This window comes from Marivirga tractuosa, assembly GCF_042140215.1.
Lineage (GTDB): Bacteria > Bacteroidota > Bacteroidia > Cytophagales > Cyclobacteriaceae > Marivirga > Marivirga tractuosa_A.
Map to the genome: position 1 here is coordinate 44,565 of NZ_CP159478.1, position 15,080 is coordinate 59,644.

The 15,080-nt window shown below is 33.4% G+C and carries 13 protein-coding genes; 7 read left to right on the forward strand and 6 right to left on the reverse strand.

Features of this window, described 5'->3' with window-relative positions:
• Positions 1-276 precede the first annotated feature (276 nt).
• The 4 genes from ABWH96_RS00215 to ABWH96_RS00230 all read left to right on the forward strand — a co-directional run bounded on the left by ABWH96_RS00215 (position 277) and on the right by ABWH96_RS00230 (position 4,743).
• Complete coding sequence (locus ABWH96_RS00215; RefSeq protein WP_375579534.1) at positions 277-2,073, forward strand: ABC transporter ATP-binding protein; 1,797 nt, start codon at positions 277-279, stop codon at positions 2,071-2,073.
• Entirely contained in the window at positions 2,074-2,985 is a 912-nt protein-coding gene (locus ABWH96_RS00220) for a lysophospholipid acyltransferase family protein (protein WP_375579535.1), read from the forward strand.
• A 78-nt stretch (positions 2,986-3,063) separates the two neighbouring features.
• The gene (locus ABWH96_RS00225) at positions 3,064-3,795 is read left to right on the forward strand and encodes a TIGR00730 family Rossman fold protein (RefSeq protein ID WP_375579536.1); all 732 of its coding nucleotides are present in this window, start codon (positions 3,064-3,066) and stop codon (positions 3,793-3,795) included.
• A gap of 24 nt (positions 3,796-3,819) precedes the next feature.
• Positions 3,820-4,743, forward strand: a complete 924-nt coding sequence (locus ABWH96_RS00230; protein ID WP_375579537.1) for a lytic transglycosylase domain-containing protein — start codon at positions 3,820-3,822, stop codon at positions 4,741-4,743.
• On the opposite strand, the gene ABWH96_RS00235 is transcribed toward ABWH96_RS00230, so the two are convergent.
• The gene (locus ABWH96_RS00235; RefSeq protein ID WP_375579538.1) at positions 4,740-5,360 is read right to left on the reverse strand and encodes an outer membrane beta-barrel protein; all 621 of its coding nucleotides are present in this window, start codon (positions 5,358-5,360) and stop codon (positions 4,740-4,742) included. The genes ABWH96_RS00230 and ABWH96_RS00235 overlap by 4 nt on opposite strands.
• A gap of 44 nt (positions 5,361-5,404) precedes the next feature.
• Here ABWH96_RS00235 and ABWH96_RS00240 point away from each other — a divergent pair, with 44 nt between their 5' ends.
• Together ABWH96_RS00240 and ABWH96_RS00245 are read left to right on the forward strand one after the other, a co-directional pair.
• Positions 5,405-6,418, forward strand: coding sequence for a gliding motility lipoprotein GldB (locus ABWH96_RS00240; RefSeq protein ID WP_375579539.1), 1,014 nt, complete (start codon positions 5,405-5,407; stop codon positions 6,416-6,418).
• 104 nt (positions 6,419-6,522) lie between these two features.
• Positions 6,523-7,776: a DUF533 domain-containing protein gene (locus ABWH96_RS00245; RefSeq protein ID WP_375579540.1), complete on the forward strand. Its 1,254-nt coding sequence runs from the start codon at positions 6,523-6,525 to the stop codon at positions 7,774-7,776.
• A gap of 34 nt (positions 7,777-7,810) precedes the next feature.
• On the opposite strand, the gene ABWH96_RS00250 is transcribed toward ABWH96_RS00245, so the two are convergent.
• The 5 genes from ABWH96_RS00250 to rfbB form a co-directional block, all read right to left on the reverse strand.
• Positions 7,811-8,776, reverse strand: coding sequence for a TerC/Alx family metal homeostasis membrane protein (locus tag ABWH96_RS00250; protein ID WP_375579541.1), 966 nt, complete (start codon positions 8,774-8,776; stop codon positions 7,811-7,813).
• 278 nt (positions 8,777-9,054) lie between these two features.
• Positions 9,055-9,624 (reverse strand): hypothetical protein, encoded by a 570-nt coding sequence (locus ABWH96_RS00255; RefSeq protein WP_375579542.1) that lies wholly within the window; start codon positions 9,622-9,624, stop codon positions 9,055-9,057.
• Positions 9,625-10,087: 463 nt separating this feature from the next.
• On the reverse strand, positions 10,088-11,836 hold the full coding sequence (locus tag ABWH96_RS00260) for an ABC transporter ATP-binding protein (RefSeq protein WP_375579543.1): 1,749 nt from the start codon (positions 11,834-11,836) through the stop codon (positions 10,088-10,090).
• A gap of 60 nt (positions 11,837-11,896) precedes the next feature.
• The gene (gene rfbA, locus ABWH96_RS00265) at positions 11,897-12,766 is read right to left on the reverse strand and encodes a glucose-1-phosphate thymidylyltransferase RfbA (RefSeq protein ID WP_375579544.1); all 870 of its coding nucleotides are present in this window, start codon (positions 12,764-12,766) and stop codon (positions 11,897-11,899) included.
• A gap of 82 nt (positions 12,767-12,848) precedes the next feature.
• Complete coding sequence (gene rfbB, locus ABWH96_RS00270) at positions 12,849-13,904, reverse strand: dTDP-glucose 4,6-dehydratase (RefSeq protein WP_375579545.1); 1,056 nt, start codon at positions 13,902-13,904, stop codon at positions 12,849-12,851.
• A gap of 123 nt (positions 13,905-14,027) precedes the next feature.
• On the opposite strand from rfbB, the gene ABWH96_RS00275 reads away from it, so the two are divergent.
• Positions 14,028-15,080 (forward strand): hypothetical protein, encoded by a 1,053-nt coding sequence (locus ABWH96_RS00275; RefSeq protein ID WP_375579546.1) that lies wholly within the window; start codon positions 14,028-14,030, stop codon positions 15,078-15,080.

Consider the following 15,080-nt stretch of genomic DNA (forward strand, 5'->3'; position numbering starts at 1 on the left):
GGAAAAGCGGGAGGGAAGAAAGTTTAGCGGGCCAGCGTTGGCAAGGAGAGTTGAAGCATTAAACTTTCTTGAATTTTTGTTTCTTTTTGATCAAACAAAAAGAAACAAATGAAAGCAAATGACATTAACTTAACAATTAATATTGTCTGTAATCCATCTTTCCTGAAAATTTTATTAGAATTTTAAATCAAATTTTGTTACTTATAACAACCCTAATTAAAGAACTATTGTACCTTTGCGGGGTTATAAACATTTCAATAGAGAGAATATTTAAGAATGGCAAAAAGAAGAAAGAGCGAACCGCTTAAAGAGGAAGAGAAAAAGCCACTCAACAAAGAAAATTTTAAAAAGCTAACAGGAGTTTTTCAATTCATAAAGCCCTATAAAGGTTACTTTATAGCTGGCCTGTTTTTCTTGTTAATTTCTAGTACAACACTACTTGGGTTTCCTTATGTTATGGGGAAACTAGTAGATGTAGCGCAAGGAAAGACTTCAGGAATATTTACGGAAATAAATACCGTGGCTTTCATACTGATAGGGATATTAGCCGTACAGAGTTTCTTTTCTTTTTTCAGAGTATATCTTTTTGCTCAAGTAAGTGAAAGAGCAATGGCAGATATGCGTGCTAAGCTTTATACTAAATTGATGAGCTTACCCATGACTTTTTATGATAAAAGTAGAGTGGGGGAATTGGTAAGCCGTATCACTTCTGATGTATCTCTTTTGCAAGATACTTTTTCAGTTACACTGGCAGAATTTATTAGACAAGTATCCACTTTAGTTATTGGTGCTGCTATAATCTTTTACTTTACTCCAAAGTTGGCGTTTTTCATGATTGCCACCTTCCCGGTTTTAGTAATTGCTGCCATGATATTCGGTAAATTTATCCGTAAGCTTTCTAAAAAAACACAATCAGAATTAGCTTCCGCAAATATCATAGTGGAAGAAACCTTGCAATCCATTAATATTGTAAAAGCCTTTACAAGCGAATTAACAGAAGTATTGCGTTACCGCAAATCATTGGATAAAGTGGTGAAAGTAGCTTTAAAATCCGCCACTTATAGAGGAGCATTCATCTCCTTTATAATATTTGCCATGTTTGGCGGAATCGTAGCCGTTTTATGGTATGGTGCCAGCCTAGTACAAGAAGGAAGCATGAGTGTGGGTGATTTATTAAGCTTTGTATTGTACACAACTTTTATTGGCGGTTCTATTGCTGGCTTGGGTGATTTATACGGTCAAATTCAAAAAGCTATAGGAGCCTCTGAAAGAGTGATGGAAATATTGCAAGAGGAAGAAGAATTTAAAATAGAGGAAAAGGAAAAGATACAATTAGAGGGAGCAATTCAATTTGAAAATGTCCAGTTTTCCTACCCAACCCGTAAAGATGTGCAAGTACTAAAAGGCTTGAACTTAACTGTGGGAGCTGGTGAGAAAGTAGCTTTGGTAGGGCATAGTGGGGCTGGAAAATCGACCATTATTCAATTACTAATGCGATTTTATCCATTGAGTTCAGGTGAAATTATAGTGGATGATCAAAATATTGACTCTTTATCGATTACAGGCTATCGACAAAATATTGGCATAGTACCGCAGGAAATTATTTTATTTGGTGGATCTATCCGTGAAAATATTGCCTATGGAAAGCCTGATTCTTCGGATGAAGAAGTTATTGCTGCGGCAGAAAAAGCTAATGCATGGCTGTTTATAAAAGATTTTCCTGAAGGGTTGGACACCTTAGTAGGTGAAAGAGGCGTTAAGTTATCTGGAGGACAAAGACAGCGAATAGCCATTGCCCGAGCGATATTGAAAGACCCAAAAATCTTAATATTGGATGAAGCAACCTCCTCATTAGATGCGGAATCAGAAAATTTAGTTCAACAGGCTTTAGATGAGTTGATGAAAAATAGAACTACCATTATTATTGCCCATCGATTGGGGACTATACGTAAAGTAGATAAGATCTTTGTATTGAATGAAGGTCAAATCTCTGAACAAGGTACGCACCAAGAACTATTAGAGTCCGAAAATGGAACTTACAGTAACCTGGTAAAACTTCAGTTACAAGATTAAATGATGAAAATTAAATATTACTTTTTAAAAGCTATTTTTTGGCTATTGAGTAAAATTCCATTTTGGTTTTACCATGGACTTTCAAGTCTGATTGGGTTTATATTTATCAAAATAAAAATCTATCGCTACAAAGTAGTAATGGATAATTTAAGCAAGTCTTTTCCTGATAAATCCGAAAAGGAAATCAAAAAGATTGCTAGTAAATTCTATTATCATTTCGCAGATTTACTTATTGAAAGTATTAAGGCATTTGGATTTTCAAAATCAACTATCAAAAAGCGATATAAAATTAATCCAAATCCAGATGTGCAAAAATTAATGGATGATAAAATAAACATTGCATTGATTTTACCACATTTTGCCAATTGGGAATGGGCGGCACAGGCTTTTAATTTTATGGTGGAAAGAAATCAGCCATTGTCTATGATCATGTATAAACCTTTAACAAATAAGGTGATGGATAAGCTGATGAAAGATAATAGGACTCGTTTTCCTGGCAACCATCTATTTCCTAAAAACAATGTAATGAGAGAAGTAATTGCACATCAAAATGAGCATTTTCTTTTAGGTTTTGCTGCAGACCAATCTCCAGCTAATGTTTATAATTCCTATTGGATGGAGTTTCTAGGCAGAGAAACTGGCGTTTTTTTCGGAGTTGAAAAATTTTGTAAGAAATTTGATTTGGTGCCTGTATATGCTCACGTTAGAAAAGTAGGACGTTCTCGATTTGAGGTTGATTTGGAAATTATTACGAGAGAACCGAATGAAACAGCCTATGGCAAGATTACAGAAAACCATATGAGGTTATTGGAAAAGGACATTTACAAAAACCCACACTTGTGGCTCTGGACTCATAAAAGATGGAAGCGAAGCAAACCCGCTGATTATGAGCAAAAAAGACCACAAGAGTAATAAAAAGAACTTTTTTAAAACAGAAATGAGCATTTTTCAGTAAATAAAATGCTATATTAACCTTAAACCCAATACATAATGAGCGAATCAAATAAGGAAGATAAGTTAGAGTTAAATAAAATAAGAAAAGCTTTTAAAGATAGAGATTGGAACGAGATCAAAAGCTCTGACTCTTGGGCAATCTTCAAAATCATGTCTGAGTTTGTGGATGGTTTTGAGAAGTTAGCCAAAATTGGCCCATGTGTTTCTGTTTTTGGTTCAGCACGAACTAAACCTGACCATCCTTATTATAAAATAGCTGAGGAAGTGTCTGCTAAACTAGTCCGTCATGGTTATGGTGTTATCACAGGTGGTGGCCCAGGTATAATGGAGGCTGGAAATAAAGGTGCTAAAAGTGAAAATGGTAAATCAGTAGGATTGAACATAGTGCTTCCTTTTGAGCAATTCAACAATATTTACATCGATCCAGATAAATTAATTACATTCGATTACTTCTTTGTAAGGAAAGTTATGTTCGTTAAATACGCACAAGGTTTTGTGGTAATGCCAGGAGGTTTTGGCACTATGGATGAACTTTTTGAGGCTTTAACACTAATTCAAACACATAAAATAGGTCGATTCCCAATCGTTCTAGTAGGTAAAAAATTCTGGTCGGGTTTAATCGATTGGATTAAAGACACCCTTATTGAAGCAGAAAATAATGTGAGTCCAGAAGACATGGATTTATTCACAGTAGTAGATACCCCAACTGAAGCAGTAAAAGTGATAGATAATTTCTATTCTCAATTTATGCTTTCACCAAACTTCTAAAGTTATTAGCAGTTAACAGTTTATATGACAGATAGTAAATTTGCCTTATACATCTCGGTAGCATCTTTAGTCACTTTTTTAATTGTGGCATTTTTGGGTAATCAAAATACTCCAGAAACCCATAAACCAGTAATGGAGCCTTCTGATCCGATTGCTTTTACTAATGCCAAGACAATCCCTCTCCCTGATAGAATTGATTTGGCTGGGGAAGAGGCACCATTGGAAATTGATGATGTAAAAGAACGCTTAGATAAGGAATTGCATATAAATTCATATTGGCATAATAATACTATATTTCTCTTTAAACGTGCTAATCGATGGTTTCCAGTAATTGAGGCAATTTTAGAAAAAAATGGTATCCCTGATGATTTTAAATATTTGGCCTTGATTGAAAGTGGGTTAGAAAATGTTGATAGTTATGCAGGTGCAGCAGGATTTTGGCAAATATTAAAAAGTACTGGCAGGGAATATGGCTTGGAAATCAATAGAGATGTGGATGAAAGGTACCATCCAGTAAAGTCCACAGAAGCCGCTTGTCAATATTTAAAAAGATCTTACGATAAGTTTGGTAACTGGACTCTAGTGGCTGCATCATACAACAGAGGTATGAGAGGTATGCAAAATGCCCTTGATCATCAAAAAGTAGATAATTATTATGATTTGAAGTTAAATGATGAGACTTCAAGATATGTATTTAGAATATTAGCTATCAAACAAATTTTTGAAAGTCCATCAGATTATGGTTTAAATATTGATAAGGAGCATTTATATCAACCTTATGTTTATCGCTATGATACCATTAGAAACTCCACTGATTGGGTAGAATATGCTAAAGAGAAAAAAACTACCTACAAAACCTTAAGAATCTATAATCCTTGGATTCAGGATGATGACATAAGAATTGGAAGAAATGAATATTACGTAGTGAGTTTGCCAGATGGGAATTAAAAAATAATTCCTACTTCCAATCCCACAAAATCATTTCTTAATTTAAAATTATCTTCATAAATATTCTGCTTAATAACATTTAGCAAACCTCGTTGATAAACTACACCTCCAAATATTTTAGTATTTATGCCAAAACTATACTCCAGACCGATAGCTAATAATGAATTTAAATCTACAAATCTGAAGCTTTGAACAATGTTTTCTGCATCACCTTCATTATTGGTCATAAAATCTACAGTACCACCAAATTGAAAATAAATTTTCTTATCTAAACCTATTTCTTCCGTTAACAACTTTAATGTAATAGGGACTTGTAAATATTGAGGACTATAGTCTTCACTGTAGGTTGTACCAATTGAATCAGCAGTAAAAGCAGATCGCTTTGAAGTGAATATAAGACCGGTACTAAAATAATGATTCTCTTTAAATTCGATATCAAATACTGGGCCTAATTGAAAACGCAAACCAACACCATCGGTGTTAAAATCAGTATTATCTGTTTCTGCATCAATTCTATTAAAGGAAATAGTTGGTGCAGCTTTGAATCCGAACCTTACTTGTGCCTCAGCTATGCAAACTGAAAACAATAATAGGGTAGAAAAGAGCAATTTTTTCATTTATTTTGGGTTTTGATATTCAGAACAAATATACTAATTGACTTATGCAAAGTAATAAATATTATATACTAACTTCTTTATTCTTCTTTATTGTATTATCAGCTTGTAAAGATTCAGATAAATTTTGCCAGGAGGCACCCAATATTGATGATATTGAGGTTGAAATCCCATTAAATGACCTCACAGATGATATGGTCGCTTTAAATACTCAACAAGAAGCTTTACGGTTCGCTCATGAGAATCCCTTTGTGACAAATTATTTTTTTGAGGGAAGAAGATATAATTCAGATTCCATAGTGGCTAAAAGCATGGTCAATATCTTTTCAAATCCATCTTATGAAGACACGCTTTATCATCAGGTCAAAAATACCTTTGGTGATTTCTCTGAATTAAATCAAGAATTTGAGGAAGCTTTTCGATATTATAAATACTATTATCCAGAAATTACTATTCCCGAATTAGAAATGGTACTAGCAGGATTACAAAAAGATTTATTTGTGTCCGATAGCTTAATCAGTATAGCTGCTGATTACTTTTTAGGTCCTGATGCAGCTTATGTACCTAATGGAGTCCCTGATTATATATTAATGCGCTATGAAAAAGAATATATAGTGCCTATGAGCATGCTACTAATCACCCAAAAGCATAATGAAACGGATCAAAGTGACCAAAGCCTATTGGCCGATATGATTTTTTACGGGAAGTCTTACTATATGACCAAAATGACAATACCATGTACCCCTGATTCATTATTAATAGGTTATACAGCTAAAGAGATTGAAGATATTAATAAAAATGAACATATCATTTGGGCTAATTTTTTGGAAAATGATCTGCTATATGAAACCAGTCATTTCATGAAAAATAAATTTTTAGGAGAAAGACCTAAAACATTTGAAATTAGCCAACAATGCCCTGGTAGAATAGGGATATGGGTAGGATGGCAGATTGTAAAATCCTATATGAGGAACAATCCTGATGTAAGTCTACAGGAGTTAATGCAAAATACAGATGCTCAGCAAATCTTTAGTCAATCAAAATACAAACCTAAAGGATAAATATTAATCTTCTTTAGTAGATAATATTTAAAAAATACAATTTCATAATTTCTATTGTAGAATTAATTAGCTAATTTATATGCAATTAGTAAAAAGCTACAATTATGAATCCTGCAGAAAAAGGTTGGCTTAAAGAGTATATCAAATTTAGGAGCCCGTTTCCAATTGATTTGAACCAATATCAAATTCAAGATCAAGATAATTTGTTATATAAGATAATTCAGCCTACAGGTTTAATTTATGGCCATCCAATACATGCACCTGGTTTACGACATCCAAAGGAACAAAGATGGAATAGCTTAGGTAAGATGAAAATTGTATTACTGGAAAGCTTTATTCATAGTGCTAGCTTAAAGCAAAGTAATTTACCCGAATCAGAAAATGATTGGCAAGATTATTATTTAGAGACAAGTCAATCAATAGGTCAGTTTTATTCGGTTTTAGATCCTAAAATAAACAAAAAAAAGCTTTTCTTTTTTAGCAAACCAAAATTGGATGATTCTCGCTTTACAGAACAAGTTTTGCATAGAAGATTATTCTTAAAATCTCGTTGGGATAATTACTGGGCAAGCCTTTTTCAAAATAGTCTGCTTTTTTTAGATACCTATTATTTTGGAGAATGGCGAGCAGAAAAATTTAGTAATATAAAATGGCATAAAGACGCTATGAAAATGTTGCTATTAAAAGTAATTGCAGCTGCAGCTCATGCCAATCAAATTATTGAAAGAGAGGAACGAAATATGTTTTTCACATTTTTGAGTTCTTCAAACTTATCTAAAGATCAGAGTAAAATTGCTAAAGAAGCTTTTAGAGATGGGATCACTTTAGACCAGATTGATTTAAGACAAGCTGACACATGGTTATTAAAAAAATATGTATTGGAATTAGCGATATTGATGATATGGGCTGATAAAGTAGTTAGCATTGAGGAAAGGGCCTTCTTAACCAGATTAGCACAACGCTTAAACATTTCTGAAGAAGAACTGGATATTAGTTTGATAGCCATTGAGTCTTTTGTTATTGAAAATTGGAAGGAAGTCTATTTTCTTCAAAACAAACATTCATTTCAAGTGATTAGCGAAACAATTCTACAAAGGATTACTTTCGTTTTGCAGAGTCACAAAGAAAGTATTGCTCAAGAAATTAAAGAGAGAAAGGAATTATTAAATTTATTAGAAAAATATAAGAGTGAATCCTTAAATGCTGAGGAAAAAGAAAAAATGAGAGTTCAATTGATTGATATATTAAAATCAATTCCAGCTTTTGTAATTATAGCACTTCCTAGTTCTTTTTTAACCTTGCCTTTGTTGCTTAAAGTTTTACCAAAGAGTGTATTCCCCTCAGGTTTTCTGATTTAAATTCTCAAGAAAAATAGACTTATTTAAATAGCAATTAAACTAAATCCTTTGGCGTTTTTCTCTGAGGAATCAATAATGAAAGTAAGATTGAAAGAAGTAAAGTTGAGAAAATCACACTAAATGAAGCCATCGTATTGATATGAACATTTACAAGCTCTAATAACATTTTTGCCCCAATAAAAATTAAAATAAATGAAAGCCCTTTCTGTAGTAAATAGAACTTATCAATAATTCCAGCCAGTAAGAAGAACTTTGCTCTTAAACCTAATATGGCAAAAATATTTGAGGTGTATAGAATAAATTCATTTTGTGTAATTGCAAACACTGCAGGAATAGAATCCACAGCAAATATTAAATCAGTTGATTCAACTAACAGAATTACTAAAAAAAGTGGTGTGAACAATATCATTTTACCTCTTCTAATAATAAACTTACCGCTAAAATTCCCTTTTGTGATATTAAGATACTTTCGTGCAAATTGAATAATCACATTCTTTTCAGGGTCAAGGTCATCTTCTGCTTTTTGAAAGAATATTTTAACACCACTGTAAACCAGAAAGGCTCCAAAAATATAAAGAATCCAATGGAATTGTTCTACTAGGAATGCACCTAAAAATATGAAAATAGCCCTAAATACAATAGCTCCTAATACCCCCCAAAATAAGATTTTGTGATAAAGAGTTTCTTCAACTTTAAAATACCTTAGGATTAAGAGAATGACGAAAATATTATCAACAGATAATGCATATTCGGCTACGTAGGCGGAAAAATATTCCAACATCACTACAGTACCTCCATAAAACTCATATATCAAATAGCCAAAGGCAACTGAGATTACAATCCAGAAAATGGATTGATAGGTAGCCGATTTTAAAGATACTTTTTTGGCATCTTTATTGAAAAATCCCAGGTCGAAAATGAGGAAAATAATGATAACTGCACCGAATATACTGTAGAGTATATGTTCCGTGTTATCAAAAAAAGTTAAAATACCATCCATAGATTAATTCTTCCCCATTGAATCCGAAAGATAATTTATTTGTAACTTTTTATAGACTTTTATAAAGAAAATAATACGAAGTTTATCGAATTCTTTCCTATACAAGCGTATTAGAAGTCTCTTTTATGCAATTTGGATGTAAGGTTATAGCTAAAAAACCACTTCAAATACAGTAGTTTTTAGATTAGTTGGAGCTTGAATGGGTTAAGTTGATGGTTTTAAAAGATAGAGGGCGAGCCTAACTTTAGCTCACCCTTTAGAAATTCTATGAAATTTAACTATTTAACGCTGATTATATCCTGATCGGTTATATTATAATGCTCAATGACTGCATTATAGTCATTAAAATCAACTGTGTCTGCTGTTCTTCCATTTGTAAACTGCCCTGGTACCACAACTACTCGTGCAATCCAATTATCAGTGAAAGTTGCTCCTAATTTATTAAGGTCAAAATTAGAATCTAAAAACAATACGACATCAAACATAGTGAAATCATAGTTATAAACTAAGGTTCCATGTTCAGTGAATTCCGTTTGAGGCAAAGCTCTCCATAAATCAGGGTCATCAGTAGATGGATCAGAATACAAAAAATAAACTAATACTTTATCCGTTTCCAACATTTGGAAGTCCTCAGGGAACTCTAAAAGTAAGCTATATTCATTTGAAGCAGAAAATGTTAGGTCAACATATTCAAATACAAAGGCTTCTTGCCCATCTTGTCCGTCTTGCCCAGCAGGACCTTGGGGTCTCTGCCCTTGACTAACCGGGGCACCATCTTGGCCGTTGAAAGTACAGCTACCTAAAAAAATTAAATTTATTGCGAGGATTAAATTGAAAAGTTTTTTCATGGCTATATATTTTGTTGATTAGGTAAATCTAACCAAAAAATATGCCAAAGGCGATATTGTCTATTGAACTTGATGTCAAAATGACTTTTTAACTACTGATGTAGGACTTGATTAACATTCCTATAAATAGGAGAATAAAGATAACTCCCTTAATGATATTGTCATTAAGTCGTGAGTTTTTTAATGTTCTGAAGATGTTCGTAATCATGAATCAAATATAACTTACTGAGAATAAAGAAGCTAAACACCCTTTTTTTCAATGCGTAATATTTAAATCATTTTCACTTTTTGATACAAAATAGTTTGATTTTATATCTAAACACTACAATCTTTTTTGTAAAAATAAATTTATCAAATTAAAACAACCGCACTAAATTTACATGACAGGTCATTTTTTAAAATTAAATATAATAGAAGAGTGTAGTTTTAATACATAGGTTAAAAAGAGAAGTGATTTCCGAAATCAGATTCTTGCCTGATAGGTATAAAGGTCGAAATATCTGCCTTTTTTAGCTATAAGATCATCGTGCTTCCCTTTTTCAGCTATTCTACCCTCCTCAATTACTAAGATTTGATCTGCTTGTCTGATGGTACTCAATCTATGGGCAATTACAAAAGTGGTTTTCCCTTTCATAAGCTCCTTTAAACTCGATTGAATATAGTGTTCGCTTTCAGTATCCAAGTTGGATGTGGCCTCATCCAATATCAAAATCTTTGGGTTGGCTAAAATGGCCCTAGCAATGGCTATTCTTTGTTGCTGTCCGCCCGATAGTTTTACTCCTCTCTCTCCGATTTGTGTATCTAAGCCCGCTTCAAATTTATCAGTAAACTGATTGACATATGCTGAATTGACAGCATTTAAAAGTTCCGCCTCGGTTGCATCTGGTCTGGGGAATAAAATATTATCTCTAATTGTACCTTCGAATAAAAAATCTTCTTGAAGGACAACTCCTAGCTTGCTTCTATAGCTTTCTAAAGTGATTTTTTGTAAATCATGACCATCTACCATAATTTTTCCGTCATCAGGATTTAAGAAAGAAGAAACTAAGCCTGAAATTGTACTTTTACCTGAACCAGATGTACCTACAAAGGCGGTTACAGAACCAGGTAATGCTTCGAAACTAATATTTTTAACTACATCTTTATCTTCCTCATAAGCAAAAGAAACATTCTCAAATTGGATTTGACCCCTTACGTCTTTTAACTCAATTGTTCTATTGGGATTGTCAGTTTCCACAGGAGTATTCATTATTTCTTCTGTTCTATCCAATCCAGCAAATGCTTCTGTCAATTGACTTCCAATATTGCTCATTTGGACAATAGGCGCAATCATAAAGCCCAGATATAGAGTGAAAGCAAGAAAATCTCCAAAAGTCAGTTGATCATTCATAATCATCCAACCACCAATACCCATAATTCCTGCTGATGCCAAACCTAAAAGTAAGGTAGCGGAGCTCGTGATTAAACTGGTAGCAGTTAAACTTGATTTTATATTTTTGAATAATCTATCTACTCCTTCTGCAAAAACTCTTATTTCCTGAAGTTCGGCATTAAAGCCTTTTATGACCCTTATTCCACCTAAAGTTTCGGTTAATCTCCCCGTAACTTCAGCATTGATTTTTCCTCTTTCTCTAAAAATAGGTCTAATTTTTCCGAAAGCTTTCAGAGATATAAAACCAAAAATAGCAACAGGAACCAACACATAAAGTGTCATCATGGGGCTGATGGTGATGAGAATTATTAAACAAACAACGGAAGTCAATATTCCGCCTACCATTTGAGCCAAGCCTGTCCCTACTAAATTCCGAACTCCTTCCACATCCGTCATAATTCTGGAAACCAACTCTCCTGTTTTGGCATTATCAAAATAACGAATAGGGAGTTTTAAGATGTGAGATTGAACCTTTGATCTGAGTTGAGCAATTAGGTTTTGGGCTTCAACACTTAATATTTGAGTTAATGCAAATGAGGTGACTGCTTGAATTATGATTGCCCCAACCACTGCAAAAATCAAATATTTCAACATTTCCAGATCCCCATTTGGCACAATTTCATCTACCAAAATTTTACTGGAACCAGGCAAAACTAAAGAAGCTGCCCTACTAATAATAATAAGAATTAAGCCAATTAGAATATATTTTCTTCTTGGCCAAATAATAGTCTTAAATGCCGATGCTAAAGTAGTTTTTGAGGATTGATCTTGCTGTGCCATAAAATATTAGGAAAGCTTTTGTTTACGGTCAACCCTTTTAAAAGTTCTTTTGATTAGTTTTTATTTTGATTGTTTAATTAAACGCATCAAATATTCACCATATCCACTTTTTACTAAAGGCTCGGCTAATTTCTTTAACTGGCCTTTATCAATAAAACCCATACGGAAAGCTACTTCTTCTATACAACCAATTTTTAGACCTTGTCGCTCTTCAATTACTCTTACAAATTCAGATGCCTGCATTAATGATGAGAAAGTTCCTGTATCTAACCAAGCAGTCCCCCTGTTCAGCACACTAACTTTCAATTTTCCTTCTTCCAGGTATTTTTTGTTCACGTCAGTGATTTCTAGTTCTCCTCTATGGCTAGGTTTAATATTTTTAGCAATGTCAATTACCCGATTATCATAAAAATAAATACCAGGAACCGCAAAAGATGATTTTGGATTTTCAGGTTTTTCCTCTATAGAAATTGCTTTTCCCTCGTCATTAAACTCTACCACTCCGTATCGCTCAGGGTCATGCACATGATAAGCATAAACAATTCCGCCATCTGGCTTACTGTTGCTTTGTAATAAGTTAGACATGCCAGAGCCATAAAAGATATTATCGCCTAAAATCAAAGCCACGTCATCATCACCCACAAAATCTTCTCCTATAATGAATGCTTGCGCCAATCCTTCAGGTTTTTCCTGAACGGCATATTCAAAATTGCATCCAAGTTGAGAGCCATCCCCTAGCAACTGTTTGAAAAGACCAGTATGCTCAGGAGTTGAAATGATTAAAATATCTTTTATTCCGGCCAACATCAAGGTCGAAAGCGGATAATAAATCATAGGTTTATCATAAACGGGCATGAGTTGTTTACTTAATACAATAGTTAATGGATGTAATCTCGTTCCCGATCCTCCTGCTAATATTATTCCTTTCATTTCGATAGATTTTTTAATTTAAAGATTTTAGAGCCCAGACTGGTTCTTTACATCTTCGCCTCTAATTGTATTGACCTTAATTCTAATTTCTTTCTTTATACATTTCATCGTAATACTGCTGATAAGCACCGGAGGTGACGTTTTTCAGCCATTCTTCATTCTCCAGATACCAATCTATTGTCTTAGAAATACCTTCTTCAAATTGTAGGCTAGGTTTCCAGCCTAATTCGTTCATGATTTTCTTGGCATCAATGGCATATCTTAAGTCGTGGCCAGCGCGATCTTTCACATAGGTGATCAGCTTTTCTGAAGTCCCTTCTTCCCTTCCCAGCTTTTCATCCATAACCTTGCACATGACCTTGATCAAATCTAGGTTTTTCCATTCGTTGAAACCACCAATATTGTAAGTCTCTTTGTTTTTGCCCTTGTGATAGACCATATCAATTGCTATTGCATGGTCTATTACATAAAGCCAATCCCTGATATTTTCACCCTTTCCGTAAACCGGAAGAGCTTTATTATTTCTGATATTATTGATAAAAAGCGGAATTAATTTTTCTGGAAACTGATTAGGGCCATAATTATTGGAGCAGTTGCTGATGACAATGGGCAGTCCATAAGTATTGGCATAAGCTCTTACGAAATGATCAGAACCCGCTTTGGAAGCAGAATAGGGTGATTGCGGATCATAGGAAGTTTCTTCAGTAAAAAAACCACCATCATCAACTGAGCCATAAACCTCATCAGTGGAAACGTGGTAAAAGCGCTTGCCTTCAAAATTATCTTGCCATTTATCCTTGGCGGCATTAAGCAAAGTTACTGTGCCAAATATATTGGTTTTTAAAAACTCTAAGGGCTTGCTAATGGACCTGTCCACATGAGATTCAGCAGCCAAATGGATCACTCCATCAAAATCATATTTTTCAAAAAGATCGAAGATAAAAGCTTCATTAGTTATATCTCCTTTTTCAAAAATATAGTTAGGCTCATCTTCAATATCCATAAGGTTTTCCAAATTCCCTGCATAAGTCAAAGCATCAAGATTAACAATTTTATAGTCAGGATATTGGTGTACAAATAATCGAACAACATGGGAGCCTATAAAGCCAGCTCCTCCTGTAATTAAGATAGTTTTCAATGTTTTAGGGTTTTTATTTGAAATCAAAAATAAAGATTGTATTACACAAAACAGGATTCATCACAATTTTTATTTCAATAGTATTCAAAACTTCCGTTTATTTGTAAAAATTTTTAATATACTATGTCAGAAGTAGATAAAAAACCACAAAATTCGAATAGTTCAGACGAAATAGATTTACGGGAATTGTTTTCCTCTATAGGGAGATTTTTTAAAAATATATTTACAGGCATTCTAATGATGATTATTCACTTTAGGAATGCAACCATTAAACATTTTAAAATAATTTTGATATTCGGTATTCTTGGAGGATTTACTGGTATTGCTTTAAATTATTATCTGCCAGATTATTACAGTAGCTATATGTTAATCAATTCTAAGCACTCAAGCGGAAGATTGATGGAGAACTCTGTTGATAAGCTGCAGCAACTTTGCGCAGAGCAGAACTATTCTCAATTAGCTAAAATTTTGGATATAGATAGTTCCCAAGCTAAAAACCTTAAAGGGTTTAGTTATGAGCCTTTTGTTTCGGAAGAAGAAATTGTAGAGTTAGAGGTTTTAAAAGAACAACTTAAAGGCAAAATTGAGGATGAAGAAACTATAAATAAATTTGTTGAAAAGCTGAAATTAGATAATAAAGCTACCTATAAGATTTTTGTTCATGTGTTTGATAATCAGGGATTGGTAGAGTTGCAAGAACCTCTTGTAAATTATTTTAGAGAAAATCAATATGTCTCAAAGAGATTGGAAATTGAGCAAGATAACCTTAAAGATAAAGCCAATAATATAAAGGAAGAGCTATCAAAGTTAGACAGCTTAAAAAGAATCTTGATGGATAGCTATAATTTATTAAGTGATAATGGTAAATCTGGAAGTAATAATGTGATTTTAAGTGAAGAAAAGCTTGATCCGATTGCAGTTTTCGAGGAAAGTAAAATTCAATACAGAGAGTTACAAAGAGTGAAGGAAGAGATTTTTCTAATGCCAAGTTTTGAGCTTATTGATGGATTTACTGTATTCTCGAAACCTGATAGCCCAGGCTTAATTAAACTAGGTTTTTATTCTGGATTAGTCGGGGTAGGAATTGGTTACATCATTATTTTATTACTTGGTTTTAATAAATACTTAAACAAAGTAGAATCAGAAAACAGAAGGAAAGAAGAACTTGCTAGTTAA

Bases quoted from the DNA above. Each gene is read 5' to 3' on its own strand.
- ABWH96_RS00225 (WP_375579536.1), top strand. From the start codon at position 3,064: ATGAGCGAATCAAATAAGGAAGATAAGTTAGAGTTAAATAAAATAAGA.
- ABWH96_RS00230 (WP_375579537.1), top strand. From the start codon at position 3,820: ATGACAGATAGTAAATTTGCCTTATACATCTCGGTAGCATCTTTAGTC.
- ABWH96_RS00240 (WP_375579539.1), top strand. From the start codon at position 5,405: ATGCAAAGTAATAAATATTATATACTAACTTCTTTATTCTTCTTTATT.
- ABWH96_RS00260 (WP_375579543.1), bottom strand. From the start codon at position 11,836: ATGGCACAGCAAGATCAATCCTCAAAAACTACTTTAGCATCGGCATTT.
- rfbA (WP_375579544.1), bottom strand. From the start codon at position 12,766: ATGAAAGGAATAATATTAGCAGGAGGATCGGGAACGAGATTACATCCA.
- ABWH96_RS00235 (WP_375579538.1), bottom strand. From the start codon at position 5,360: ATGAAAAAATTGCTCTTTTCTACCCTATTATTGTTTTCAGTTTGCATA.
- ABWH96_RS00220 (WP_375579535.1), top strand. From the start codon at position 2,074: ATGATGAAAATTAAATATTACTTTTTAAAAGCTATTTTTTGGCTATTG.
- ABWH96_RS00275 (WP_375579546.1), top strand. From the start codon at position 14,028: ATGTCAGAAGTAGATAAAAAACCACAAAATTCGAATAGTTCAGACGAA.
- ABWH96_RS00245 (WP_375579540.1), top strand. From the start codon at position 6,523: ATGAATCCTGCAGAAAAAGGTTGGCTTAAAGAGTATATCAAATTTAGG.
- ABWH96_RS00215 (WP_375579534.1), top strand. From the start codon at position 277: ATGGCAAAAAGAAGAAAGAGCGAACCGCTTAAAGAGGAAGAGAAAAAG.
- ABWH96_RS00255 (WP_375579542.1), bottom strand. From the start codon at position 9,624: ATGAAAAAACTTTTCAATTTAATCCTCGCAATAAATTTAATTTTTTTA.
- ABWH96_RS00250 (WP_375579541.1), bottom strand. From the start codon at position 8,776: ATGGATGGTATTTTAACTTTTTTTGATAACACGGAACATATACTCTAC.